This is a genomic window from Castellaniella defragrans 65Phen (assembly GCF_000612685.1).
In the GTDB taxonomy this organism is placed as follows: domain Bacteria; phylum Pseudomonadota; class Gammaproteobacteria; order Burkholderiales; family Burkholderiaceae_B; genus Castellaniella; species Castellaniella defragrans.
Window position 1 is genome coordinate 2,787,184 of sequence record NZ_HG916765.1, and the last position, 11,791, is coordinate 2,798,974.

10 protein-coding genes are annotated in these 11,791 nt (G+C 70.8%); 1 reads left to right on the forward strand and 9 read right to left on the reverse strand.

The features are described from left to right. Positions 1-110: 110 nt before the first annotated feature. From BN940_RS12465 to BN940_RS12495, 7 genes are all read right to left on the reverse strand, one after another. A complete protein-coding gene (locus tag BN940_RS12465) occupies positions 111-1,391 on the reverse strand; it encodes a sensor domain-containing diguanylate cyclase (protein WP_158386297.1) in 1,281 nt (426 codons plus the stop codon). 189 nt (positions 1,392-1,580) lie between these two features. Beyond that, a complete protein-coding gene (locus BN940_RS12470) occupies positions 1,581-2,609 on the reverse strand; it encodes an FAD:protein FMN transferase (RefSeq protein ID WP_084330670.1) in 1,029 nt (342 codons plus the stop codon). Then, positions 2,590-4,800 (reverse strand): PepSY domain-containing protein, encoded by a 2,211-nt coding sequence (locus BN940_RS12475; RefSeq protein ID WP_043687114.1) that lies wholly within the window; start codon positions 4,798-4,800, stop codon positions 2,590-2,592. The genes BN940_RS12470 and BN940_RS12475 overlap by 20 nt, the downstream gene beginning before the upstream one ends. 5 nt (positions 4,801-4,805) lie before the next feature. Further along, complete coding sequence (locus BN940_RS12480) at positions 4,806-5,282, reverse strand: DUF2271 domain-containing protein (RefSeq protein WP_043683537.1); 477 nt, start codon at positions 5,280-5,282, stop codon at positions 4,806-4,808. A 55-nt stretch (positions 5,283-5,337) separates the two neighbouring features. Beyond that, positions 5,338-5,784: a PepSY domain-containing protein gene (locus BN940_RS12485; protein WP_043683540.1), complete on the reverse strand. Its 447-nt coding sequence runs from the start codon at positions 5,782-5,784 to the stop codon at positions 5,338-5,340. Between the two features lie 232 nt (positions 5,785-6,016). Then, on the reverse strand, positions 6,017-7,348 hold the full coding sequence (locus BN940_RS12490; protein ID WP_084330671.1) for a CaiB/BaiF CoA transferase family protein: 1,332 nt from the start codon (positions 7,346-7,348) through the stop codon (positions 6,017-6,019). An 11-nt stretch (positions 7,349-7,359) separates the two neighbouring features. Then, positions 7,360-8,547 (reverse strand): acyl-CoA dehydrogenase, encoded by a 1,188-nt coding sequence (locus BN940_RS12495; RefSeq protein WP_043683543.1) that lies wholly within the window; start codon positions 8,545-8,547, stop codon positions 7,360-7,362. Positions 8,548-8,664: 117 nt separating this feature from the next. On the opposite strand from BN940_RS12495, the gene BN940_RS12500 reads away from it, so the two are divergent. Further along, positions 8,665-9,573 carry a LysR substrate-binding domain-containing protein gene (locus BN940_RS12500; protein WP_043683547.1) on the forward strand — a complete coding sequence of 303 codons (909 nt, stop codon included), beginning with the start codon at positions 8,665-8,667 and terminating at the stop codon, positions 9,571-9,573. Positions 9,574-9,587: 14 nt separating this feature from the next. On the opposite strand, the gene BN940_RS12505 is transcribed toward BN940_RS12500, so the two are convergent. Beyond that, positions 9,588-10,952, reverse strand: a complete 1,365-nt coding sequence (locus tag BN940_RS12505; RefSeq protein WP_043683550.1) for an aspartate aminotransferase family protein — start codon at positions 10,950-10,952, stop codon at positions 9,588-9,590. Positions 10,953-11,044: 92 nt separating this feature from the next. Next, on the reverse strand, positions 11,045-11,725 hold the full coding sequence (locus BN940_RS12510) for a TorF family putative porin (RefSeq protein WP_043683553.1): 681 nt from the start codon (positions 11,723-11,725) through the stop codon (positions 11,045-11,047). Between the last annotated feature and the right edge of the window lie 66 nt (positions 11,726-11,791).

Consider the following 11,791-nt stretch of genomic DNA (forward strand, 5'->3'; position numbering starts at 1 on the left):
AACGGCGCGCGCAGGGGAGGCCGCCAGGACGTCGTTGCGCGCCAGCACCCCGTCGGGCCGTCCGCCGTTGCGCGCGACCGCCTGCTTCAAGCGGGCCTCGGCCCGCCCCGTCATGCGGACATTTCCGCCCCGTCCCCGGCCGGGCCGCTCCAGCGGCGATACCGGTTCTTGCCGGATTTCTTCGCCTCGTACATGGCCCGGTCGGCATGCGTCATCAGTTCCTCGACCGTCTCGCCGTCTTCGGGGTGGCGGGCGATGCCGATGCTGCAGCGGACCTGCGCCCGGTGCCGCCGGTCGATGGAAACGGGCCGGCCGACCGCTTCGATGACCCGCCGGGCGATGTCTTCCAGGGCGGCGGGATCGGCCGTCGGCACGCCCAGGGTGAACTCGTCCCCGCCGAGGCGGGAGGCGATCGCGTCGCGGCCCACCAGGTCCCGCAGCCGCCCGGCCACCACGCGCAGCACCTTGTCGCCCCCATCGTGGCCGAAGGTGTCGTTGACCGGCTTGAAATCGTCCAGGTCCAGCAGGAGCACCCCCACCCGGCCGCCCGCCTCCAGGCGCCGCGTGAGCCAGTCCTTCATGCCCCGGCGGTTCGCCAGCCCGGTCAGTTCGTCGCGCAGCGACTGGTGCATGAGCTGGCGGTACACGGTCGCCATGTTGACGGCGACCCGCGCCATCTCGACCGCGGCGTGGATGGTCAGGCGCTCGCCGCGGGCCGGCAGGCGGGGCTGCTCGTTGTAGACCGCGAAGGCCCCCATGGCCTGGCCATCGTCGTCCAGGATCGGGCTGGACCAGCAGGCCCGCATCCCCGTGGTCAGCACCAGGTCGCGGAACGGCGCCCAGTTCGGATGGCGCAGGATGTCTTCGATGAACACCGGCTGGCGCAGATGCATGGCGGCGCCGCACGAGCCCACCGTGGGGCCGATCTCCAGCCCCAGCAGGGCCTGGTTGTAGCGCTCGGGCAGGCCGGGAGCGACGGACTTCCCCACCGTCCTGCCCTCGGGGCCCAGCATCAGGACCGAGCACCGCGCCCCCGGGATCCGGTCCTCCACGAAGCGGCACAGGATGCTCATGGATTCGTCGAGCGGACGGCGCCGGGAGATGGCGCGCAGGATCCGGGCCTGGCCGCGCAGGTAGTGGACGCGCTTGCGCTGGCGGTCGTTGCGCGCGCGCAGGGCGGCGAACTTCGCGCAGCATGCCTCGCGCGCCCGTTCCCGCAACACGAACAGCGCCAGGAAGCCGCAGGCCGGCAGGATCGCCAGCCACAGATACGGCGTCCCGCGGCAGAGCGCCGGCACGACCATGAGCAGGCCCGCCGAGGCGAGCCCGCCGGAGATCAGCAGAACGCGGGAGAAAAAGGGAGAAGCGGACGGCCGGAGCGAGCGGAGCATGGAGGATTCTGAGGTCACGAGCGCGATCCCCTGCATGCCCGTGGAGTTTGAAGCGTGAAGCTATATGTCAAAAATTTAACGGAAAAGACCATCCGCATCCTTAATGGAAGTCAACTGAATTACAGTTATATGCAATGACAAAATAGTCATAATCGCCTCGATGACCCGGCGTTCCGGGGCCCGCCCGCCCTAAGACGCGAAGCGGCCCAGCCCGAACTCCACCAGCCGGCCGCCGCGGCGCAGCAGGAACAAGGCATCCAGTCCCATGCGCCGCGCCAGGGCCGGTCCTTCGTCCGGCCCCGCCACCAGCAGGGCCGTGGCCCAGGCGTCGGCGTCCATGCACTCGGCCGCCAGCACCGTGACGGAGGCCACCGGATTGCGCACCGGCGCCGCCCGGCGGCCATCCATGGTGTGCGCCAGGCGTTCGCCGCCGATCCGGACCCAGCGGCGGTAATCGCCCGAGGTCGCCACCGACAGGTCGGCCAGTTCGATCACCCCGTGCGCCGCGCGGCGTCCCTCCTGCGGGCTTTCCAGGGCCACGGCCCAGGGCCGGCCGTTGGCGCGGGCGCCGCAGGCCCGCAGTTCGCCGTCCAGGCCGACCAGGGCGTGGCCCACGCCATGCAGGGCCATGACCTGGGCCATCCGGTCCACGGCGTAGCCCTTGGCGATCCCGCACAGGTCCAGGGTCAGGGGCGCCCGCTTGCGCGCGCGGCCCTGCTCCCGGTCGAGGTCCAGCCAGAGATGGGCGGGACGATGGTCCGCGGCGGCGTGCCGGATGGCGGCCGGATCGGGCGTGTCCGCCGCCGCGCCGAACCCCCAGGCATCGACCAGGCCGCCGACGGCGACGTCATAGGCGCCGCCGCTCAGCGTGCCGATGTCCAGCGCCCGCGCCAGCACTTCGAGCACGGCCTCCGGCAGCGTCACCCAGTGCCCCGGCTCGGCCCGGTTCAGGCGCATCAGGTCGCTGTCCGGCTTCCAGGGCGACATCTGCGCATCCACCGATTCCACGACCCGCGCCAGGCCGCGCGACAGCGCCCCATGGTCGAAGTCCGGCTGCGCCTGATAGCGCGCCGACCAGCGCGTACCCATGGCCGGACCGCTCAGGGTGGATTCGGAAAACGCGGTCGGCGCGGGGCGGGCGGGCGGCGCCGCGCCGCGCGCCGCTGCGGGCCGGACGGCGGGCGCGGCGGCCGCCGGATCAGAATACGTCTTCGGCATAGCGTCCCCTTTCCCGCAGTCCCCGCACGTCCAGGCCGAGCGGGCGCAGGATCTCGTCCAGCGCCTCGGCGACCCCGGCCGCCATGGGCCGGCTGCCGCAGACGCGCAGCACGGCGCCCTGGGCCACCAGCGCCCGCAGGCGGTCCGCATCGCGGCGCAGGGCGTCCTGCACGTAGCCGCCGCCCTCCTTGATCCTGGAAAAGGCCGTGCGCAGCGCGGACAGCCGCCCTTCGTCCAGCCAGCGGCGCAAGGCGGCGCCGAAATAGAAATCCTCGTCCGGATTGCGCGCCCCGAAATACAGGAACATGGGCGTCTTGCGGACGTTGTCGCGGATGAAGCCCGCCAGGGGAGCGACGCCGGTACCCGCGCCGATCAGCACGACGGGACGGCGCGCGGCATCCAGGGTGAAGCCCGGATTGGGCTTGATGAAGGCCTGGACAGGATCGCCGGGCTGCAGGCCGTGCAGGAAGCCGGAACAGACTCCGCCAGGCATCCGCCGCACGCAGATTTCCACGAAGCCGTCGTGAAATCCCGAGGCCAGGGAATAGTAGCGGGGCACCGGGCTGCCGGGCGGCACGATGCCCACCAGGTCGCCCGCCTTGAAATGCGGCATGCCGCGGCCCCGCAGCCGCGCCAGCGGGCCATCGTCCCGCCAGCGCAGGCGCAGGATGGCGGCCGGGCCGGCGGCGCCGCCCGCATAATCCAGCCGTTGCGCCAGTTCCAGGGAAAAGGTCGGCGGAATGCGCGGCACGTAGTCCAGCACCAGCGCCTCGCCCAGGGCTTCGGACAAGGCCGCGCCCCAGCGGCCGAACTGCTGCGCCGACTGCTGGTGGATGCATTCCAGCGGCAGGGTTTGCGGCCAGCCGGCATCCCGCAGGGCACGCTCCAGCGCCTCGGCGTAGCCGCAGAAGGCCGGGAACTGGCGGTCGCCGAAGCCCAGCACCGTCACCGGCGCGGTCCCGGCCGTCTGGCCGGCGATCCGCTCCAGCGCCCGGGCGGCATGCGCCGGAGCCTGGCCATCCCCGTAGGTCGCGGCCAGGATGAATATCTGGCGGGCCGATCCGGGCGCCTGGAATTGTTCCAGCGGCGCGGTGTGCACCGCATGGCCGTTGCGCGCCAGGGCGTCGTGCAGCGCCTTGGCGAAACCCCAGGTCGTGCCGCCCTCGCTGGCCACGAAGATCAGCATGTCGGCCCGCCGCGCCGGCCCGTTGTTTTCCAGACGCGGCGCCTGGGCCCTGCCCTGCCGCCAGATCAGGAACCCGGTGATCCAGAACACCGGAATGCACAGGCCCGCCAGACCCAGGATCAGCGCCCAGGCCCACAGGCCCTGGCCGGTGTGCAGGGCGTAGACCCAGTCGTAGAGGACGCGCGCGGCGGGGGCCGGCTGCCAGGCCAGCACGTGGCCGCTGCGCCGGTCGATCCAGCCGTCGCCGGCGTCGGTGGACACGGTCCAGACGTCCTCCGGATCGTCCGCCGCCGGAAAGTTCAGCTTGCGCAGGCCGTCGGCCGACAGGGCCTGCAGCAGCGGCAGGGCGTCCGCCGTCCGGTCGGGCTGTTCGCCGGGCGCGGAGACGGCGTCCGGATCCGCGTCCGCATCGGCCGGAATCAGGCCGAAGGTCGTCGCGCTCATGTAGAGCGCGGTCAGCGAGGAGAGGGCCAGGACCAGCACCAGGACGCGGCCGCCGATCCCGTGGAGGCGCTGGACCGGAGTCCCGCGGATGCGGCCGGACACGAGGCGGCGCCAGCCGCCCAGGCGCCAGGCCAGCATCAGGGTTCCGGACAGCGTCAGCAGCAGCATGGCCAGCGCGACCCCGGCCGCGCCCAGGCGGCCCGCATCGTCCAGCATGAAGGAGCGGTGCAGATTGCGCACCCAGCGTTCGACGGCGGACGCCTGGTAGTCACCCAGCACCTGACCGCTGGCGGGGTCGATCCGGCTGGCGCGTGCCTGGCCGCCGTCGAAGGAGTACGCGACGATGTCGCCCGAGGGCAGGCGGCGGATTTCCTCGATCCCGGGCACCTGGGCCGCCGCCCGCTGCGCCAGGACCGCCACCGGCAGGCCGGGTTCGGCCTGGACGGCCCGCCAGGTGTCGCGCACCGGGAAGAAAGCCAGGATCAGTCCGGTGAGACCGACCAGCAGGGCCAGGGCGCCGGCCCACAGGCCCAGCCAGCGATGAATCTGCCGCCATTGCATGACGATCACTGCGCCTGATAGCTGAAGGACTGGATGAACTGGCGCCCGGCGGTGGACTGGCCGGCGCCGGCCGCGGTCAGCGGCACACGGATTTCGGACGGGCTGTCGCGCATGTCCTCCACGGCGGCGTCGATGCGGATCTCGTAGCCGGCGTCGAACAGGGCGTCGGCCAGATCGGCGGTCACCTTCAGCGTCCGGCCCTCGCCCACGCTGGCGCCGGTCACGCCGTCGAGCCGTGCCGCATCCCCGGCCGACAGCCGGTTCCAGTCGCTCAGATGCTTGTAGTACTTGGCCTTGCCGCCGGCCACCCACAGGGTGCCCGCGTAGGCGCCCTGGGCGTCGGTCAGGTAGACCGCCAGGTAGGCGCCGTCGCCGCCGTAGTTCTTCAGGGTCGTGGACAGGGTCACCGTGCGGCCCTGCGCCAGGGCGGGAACGGCCAGGGCGGTGGCGGCCAGCAGGGCCGCGATCGAACAGGTCTTCATGGGTTGCGAGGTTTTCATGGACTATGCTCCTGTGGAAATTTCAGCCGGGGACGGATCATTCGATCCGGGCGCCGGAGACGGACACCGCGGCGGACGGCTTGCCCGCCCCGGCCGCCGGGGCGGCGGACGGCAGGGCGCTTGGCGCCGCATCGCGGGGATTGCGTGAATCGCGGTGATCGCGGTCCCGGTCGCGGCGGCGTTCGCGGTCATGATCGTCGTGGTCGCGGTACTTGATCTTCACGATTTCCAGCGTCGCGGGATCGAGCTTGGCCTTGAAGGCGCGGCCCTGGGCGTCCTCGCCGCGGACCTCGTAGCAGCCGTCGTCGATCTTGACGCGCTTCAGGTTCCAGCCTTTCTGGCGGGCCATCTGGGTGACGGCCTCGCGGGTCTGCCAGCGCTCGATGGGCACGTCGCAATCGTCGCCGGCCGCGGCCGGCGCGGCGGCCAGGCCCAGCGACGCGGCCAGCAGGCAGGCGCCGAGCGTGTTCCAGGCTTGCTTCATGGAAGGTCCCCCATTCATCCGGCCGCCGGGCGGCGGCCATCCATGCTTCCATCGTAGGGACGGAAACATTGACCTCAGATGAACGCGGGGGCGATCCGGGCGCCGATGGGCCCGGACCTTGATACGGATCAAACCCGCCGGGACGCGGGAGCCGCGCCGGCCAGGCCCGCGGGGGAAAGGACCGCGCCCGGGCTCGCCCCGCAGGGTGGGGCTTGCGCCCGGGCAGGCGCGGTCAGACCACGCCGCGCGCGCGCAGGGCCTCGATTTCGGCCGGCGCCAGTCCCAGCACTTCTTGCAGCACGTCGGCCGTGTGCGCCCCCAGGGGCGGGGGCGGCAGGCGGTAGTCCACCGGGGTGTCCGACAGGCGGATGGGGCTCGCCACCAGCGGCACCGCGCCGGTCTCCGGATGCGGCATCTCGATGCGCAGGCCGCGTGCGCGCACCTGGGCGTCGTCGAACACCTGCTCCATGGCGTTGATCGGGCCGCAGGGCACGGCTTGGGATTCCAGCGCTTCAACCCAGGCGGCCGTGGTGCGGGCCGTGGTCAGGTGCCGCAGGAGGGGGATCAGCGCGTCGCGGTGCTCCACCCGCGCGCGGTTGGTGGCGAAGCGGGGGTCCCGCGCCAGGTCCGGCCGGCCGGCTTCCTCGCAGAAGCGGGCGAACTGGCCATCGTTGCCGATCGCCAGGATCATGTGGCCGTCGGCCGTGGGAAAGTCCTGGTAGGGCACGATGCTGGGATGCGCGTTGCCCAGCCGCCCGGGGCTGCGGCCGGTGGCCAGGTAGTTCATGGCCTGGTTCGCCAGGCAGGCGACCTGCACGTCCAGCAGCGCCATGTCCACGTGCTGGCCGGCGCCCGTACGCTCGCGCGCGGCCAGCGCGGCCTGGATGGCGTTGGCCGCGTACAGGCCGGTCAGGATGTCGGTCAGCGCCACGCCGGCCTTCATCGGCCCGCCGCCCGGTTCGCCGTCGGGCCGGCCGGTGACGCTCATCAGGCCGCCCAGGCCCTGGATCAGGAAATCGTAGCCGGCGCGCGCCGCGTAGGGCCCTGTCTGGCCGAACCCCGTGATGGAGCAGTACACCAGGCGCGGGTTGATGGCACGCAGGCTGTCGTAGTCCAGGCCGTAGCGCGCCAGCCCGCCCGCCTTGAAGTTTTCCACCAGCACGTCGGACCGGAGGGCCAGCCGGCGGATCAGGTCCTGGCCCTCGGGGCTGGCCATGTCCACCGTCACCGAGCGCTTGTTGCGGTTGGCGCACAGGTAATAGGCCGCGACACGCGACTCGCCGCCGTGGTCGTCGGGCATCCACGGCGGCCCCCAGCCGCGCGTGTCGTCGCCCTCCCCGGGGCGCTCGATCTTGATCACGTCCGCGCCCAGGTCGCCCAGGATCTGCGTGGCCCAGGGGCCGGCGAGAATGCGCGACAGGTCCAGGACGCGGATGTGCGACAGCGCGCCGCGGGGGGCGGCGCCCAGGCCGGCGCCCAGGCCGGCATCCGATCCGGCGCCGGGCCCGGCCGGGCCGGCGGCCTGTCCGTCCGGGCCCGGCGCGGCGGGAGTCTCTTGCGCCATGGCCGCGCTCCTCAGTTGGCGAAGGCGGCGATGCCGGTGATGGCGCGCCCCAGGATCAGGGCGTGCACGTCATGCGTGCCCTCGTAGGTGTTGACGACTTCCAGGTTGACCAGGTGGCGGGCGATGCAGAATTCGTCGGAAATACCGTTGCCGCCCAGCATATCGCGCGCCGTGCGGGCGATGTCCAGAGCCTTGCCGCAGGAATTGCGCTTGATGATGGAGGTGATCTCCACCGGCGCCTGGCCCTCGTCCTTCAGGTGGCCGACGCGCAGCACGGCCTGCAGGCCCAGGGTGATCTCGGTCAGCATGTCGGCGAGCTTCTTCTGGATGAGCTGGTTGGCGGCCAGCGGGCGGCCGAACTGCTTGCGGTCCAGCACGTACTGGCGCGCGGTCTCGTAGCAGGCCTCGGCCGCGCCCAGGGCGCCCCAGGCGATGCCGTAGCGCGCCGAATTCAGGCAGGTGAAAGGCCCCTTCAGGCCGCGCACGTCGGGGAAGATGTTTTCTTCCGGCACGAAGACCTCGTCCAGCACGATCTCGCCCGTGATCGAGGCGCGCAGGCCGACCTTGCCGTGGATGGCCGGCGCCGACAGGCCCTTCCAGCCCTTTTCCAGGATGAAGCCGCGGATGTCGCCGGCCTCGTCCTTGGCCCAGACCACGAACACGTCGGCGATCGGACTGTTGGTGATCCAGGTCTTGGCGCCCGTCAGGCTGTAGCCGCCCGGCACTTTCTTCGCCCGCGTGGCCATCGAGCCCGGGTCCGAGCCGTGGTCGGGCTCGGTCAGGCCGAAGCAGCCGATCCATTCGCCCGAGGCCAGCTTCGGCAGGTATTTTTCCTTCTGCGCGGCGGTGCCGAAGGCGTCGATGGGCACCATGACCAGGGAGCTCTGCACGCTCATCATCGAGCGGTAGCCGGAATCCACCCGCTCCACCTCGCGGGCGATCAGCCCGTAGCAGACGTAGTTCATGCCCGCGCCGCCGTACTGCTCGGGAATCGTGGCGCCCAGCAGGCCGAGTTCGCCCATCTCGCGGAAGATCGCCGGATCGGTCTTTTCATGGCGGAAGGCTTCCTGCACACGGGGCAGGAGGCGGTCCTGGGCATAGGCGCGCGCGGCGTCGCGCACCATGCGCTCGGTGTCGGTGAGCTGCTGGTCCAGCAGCAGGGGATCGAGCCATTGGAACTGGGCACGGGATGCGGACATGGGAGTCTCCGGAAAAGAAAAGTTCTGTATGAGTGATATTCACGCATCCTATCGGGATATTTTCCAGGACACAAACGATATAAACTGCGTTATCTGTGACTTTCAATCACTCCGGACATGCGCAAACGACTGCCCAGCACCCAGGCCCTGCAGGCCTTCGAGGCCGCCGCGCGGCACGAGAGCTTCACCCGCGCCGCCCAGGAACTGTCCCTGACCCAGGGCGCGATCTGCCGCCAGGTCGCGGGCCTCGAAGCCCTGGTCGGCGTGCCGCTGTTCCAGCGCGCGCGCCGGGGCGTGCGCCTGACCGACGCGGGCGAACGCTACAGCCGGCTGGTGCGCCGGCAGCTGGACGCGCTCGAACGCGACACCCAGGCGGTCATGGCGCACCAGGGCGGCGGCGTGCTGGAGCTGGCCGTGGTGCCGACCTTCGCCACCCGCTGGCTGCTGCCGCGCCTGGCGGCGCTGCGCGCCGAGCGCCCCGGCCTGCAGGTCAACATGTCCACCCGCACCCATCCCTTCCTGTTCGAGGACACCGAGTTCGACGCCGCCATCTACTCGGGCGACCCGCGCTGGCCCGGCACCCAGGCCCACTTCCTGATGCGCGAGAATCCGGTCCCGGTCTGCAGCCCGAAACTGGCGCGCGGGCCGCTGGACGCCGCCGGCATCGCCGCCCTGCCCCTGCTGCAGCAGAGCACCCGGCCCACCGCCTGGCGCGAATGGTTCGCCTCGGCCGGCGTCGCGGCGCCCGCCGCCATGGCGGGCATGCGGCTGGAGCTGTTTTCCATGCTGTCCCAGGCGGCGGGCGACGGGCTGGGCGTGACGCTGATTCCGCCGTTCCTGATCCAGCGGGAGCTGGCCCGGGGCACCCTGGCCGTGCTCAACCCGCACAGCGGCCCGGGCCAGCGGGCCTTCCACCTGATCGTTCCCGAGCGCAAGGCCACCCTGCCCGCCCTGGTGCATTTCCGCGACTGGCTGGTCGGGCAGGCGCGGGATGGCGGCGCGCCGGCGGACGAGCCCGCGGCCTGATCCAACGCGCCGGGTCACGGCAGCCGGGCCGCTTCTTCCTCCAGCGACCGCGCGAAGCGGTCCGCCAGCGTCTCGACCTGCGCCTCGGTGATGATCAGCGGCGGGCAGAAGGCCACGCTGTCCTGGATGCCGCGCAGGATCAGGCCGTTGTCCTGGGCGCGGCGCACGACCTGCGCACCCGCCCGGCCCGGCGGATCGAACGGCGCACGGCCCGCCTTGTCGGCCACCAGCTCCACCGCCGCGATCAGCCCCACGCCGCGCACCTCGCCCACCAGCGGATGATCCCCCAGCTCCCGCAGCCGGCGCTGCAGCACCGCGCCGGCCGCGGCGGCGTTGTCCACCAGCCCGCGTTCCTCGATGATGCGGATGTTCTCCAGCGCCACCGCCGCCGCCACCGGATGGCCGCTGGCCGTGTAGCCATGGCCGAAGGTGCCCAGCTCGCCGCTGTGGCGCGTGATCACCGAGGCCACCCGCTCGTTCATCAGCACCGCCGCCAGGGGCTGGTACGACGAGGTCAGCTGCTTGGACAGCGTCATGAAGTCCGGCTCGATGCCGTACAGCTCGGAAGCGAACATCCGCCCCGTGCGCCCGAAGCCGGTGATCACCTCGTCGGCGATCACCAGCACGTCGTACTTGCGGCACACCGCCTGCATCTTCGGCCAGTAGGCCTCGGGCGGCACGACCACCCCGCCCGCCCCCATCACCGGCTCGCCGATGAAGGCCGCCACCGTCTCCGGCCCTTCGGCCAGGATCAGCGCCTCCAGCTCGGCGGCCAGCCGCTCGGCGAACGCCGCCTCGGTCTCGCCCGGCAGACCCTCGCGGTACCAGTGCGGGCAGCGCGTGTGCAGGATGCGCGGCAGCGGCAGGTCGAAGCTGCGGTGGTTGCCCGCCAGACCCGTCAGGCTGGCCGAGGCCACCGTCACGCCATGGTAGCCGCGCTGGCGGGCGATGATCTTCTTCTTGTCCGGACGGCCCAGGGCGTTGTTGTAGTACCAGACCATCTTGACGATGGTGTCGTTGGCCTCGGAGCCCGAATTGGTGAAGAAGGCCTGGGCCATGCGCCCGCCCGTCAGCCCGATCAGCTTCTCGGCCAGCTCGATCGAGGGCACGTTCGATTTGTGGCTGAAGGTGTGGTAGAAGGGCAGGCGCTGCATCTGCTCGTAGGCCACCTGCGCCAGGCGCGGCTCGCTGAAGCCCACCGCCACGCTCCACAGCCCGGACATGCCCTCGATGTATTCCTTGCCCCCGGTGTCGTACACGTGGATGCCGTGGCCGCGGTCCATGATGCAGGGGCCAATGCCCTGGTGCTGAACCGCGTTGGTGTAGGCATGCAATTGGTAGCGCACATCCTGCCGCGCCAGCGTTGCCGCTCTGTTCATGATGACTCCTGTCGATGCCGCCCCCGGGGCGGGAAATGCGCCCCGGGGCGGAACGGTCCATGCGGATGAACGAAAACGATTCATCCGCCGATTCAGAAAGCGGCGGTCAAGCCGAGGATGAAGCGGGTATCCCTGGAATGATCCACCACATCATTCTTGCGATTGGCCCCGGCGATCGTCCCGGACAGGGAAACGGATTCATTCAAGGCGTAGTCCAGGCCGATGCTGTAGTCGAACTTCCCCCGCAAGTCCGCGGCGTCGAAATCCTGGTAGCCCACGCCAGCCGTCAAGTTCAACCGCTCCATGAGCGGATGCGTATAGGTCAGCCGGTAGTACATATCGTTCTTGTTGATCTCTTCCCGCACGCCGCGATAGACCTTGAACGTCAGCCTCTGATAACCGAGGCTCGCGTAGATCTCGCCCGCATTCCACGAGGCGTCCCCTGGATAGATGTAGTGGACGTAGCCCACATCGAACAGCCAGTCCTGGGCGAACCCGAGCCGATATCCCGCGTACAGGTCCACCTCCATGCCCGCATTGCCGAACTGGCCGGTGGAGTTCCAGTTTCCGACGTACAGTCCATTGTCGAAGGCATAATCCAGCCCGCCCTGGAGGGCTGGCCGGATCGCGTCGTCCCGCCCCTCCTGGTCGACTCCGCGGTCCTTGTACAAGGAGACGACGCCAAGATTCGCGCTCCATTCGGCGGACGACACCAGGGGCAAGGAAAGGGCCAGGCACCCGAGGGCGACACCAACATAGTGAGAGATTTTCATTTTTCTCGTTTCCAGATCAGTTTTTCGATGACCAGCCGCCACCCGGCGGCCGGATCCTCTACACGG

Excerpts from the sequence above, each read along its gene's own strand:
- BN940_RS12480 (WP_043683537.1), bottom strand. The coding sequence starts at position 5,282 with ATGAAGACCTGTTCGATCGCGGCCCTGCTGGCCGCCACCGCCCTGGCC.
- BN940_RS12470 (WP_084330670.1), bottom strand. The coding sequence starts at position 2,609 with ATGCCGAAGACGTATTCTGATCCGGCGGCCGCCGCGCCCGCCGTCCGG.
- BN940_RS12490 (WP_084330671.1), bottom strand. The coding sequence starts at position 7,348 with ATGGCGCAAGAGACTCCCGCCGCGCCGGGCCCGGACGGACAGGCCGCC.
- BN940_RS12505 (WP_043683550.1), bottom strand. The coding sequence starts at position 10,952 with ATGAACAGAGCGGCAACGCTGGCGCGGCAGGATGTGCGCTACCAATTG.
- BN940_RS12475 (WP_043687114.1), bottom strand. The coding sequence starts at position 4,800 with ATGCAATGGCGGCAGATTCATCGCTGGCTGGGCCTGTGGGCCGGCGCC.
- BN940_RS12465 (WP_158386297.1), bottom strand. The coding sequence starts at position 1,391 with ATGCTCCGCTCGCTCCGGCCGTCCGCTTCTCCCTTTTTCTCCCGCGTT.
- BN940_RS12485 (WP_043683540.1), bottom strand. The coding sequence starts at position 5,784 with ATGAAGCAAGCCTGGAACACGCTCGGCGCCTGCCTGCTGGCCGCGTCG.
- BN940_RS12500 (WP_043683547.1), top strand. The coding sequence starts at position 8,665 with ATGCGCAAACGACTGCCCAGCACCCAGGCCCTGCAGGCCTTCGAGGCC.
- BN940_RS12510 (WP_043683553.1), bottom strand. The coding sequence starts at position 11,725 with ATGAAAATCTCTCACTATGTTGGTGTCGCCCTCGGGTGCCTGGCCCTT.
- BN940_RS12495 (WP_043683543.1), bottom strand. The coding sequence starts at position 8,547 with ATGTCCGCATCCCGTGCCCAGTTCCAATGGCTCGATCCCCTGCTGCTG.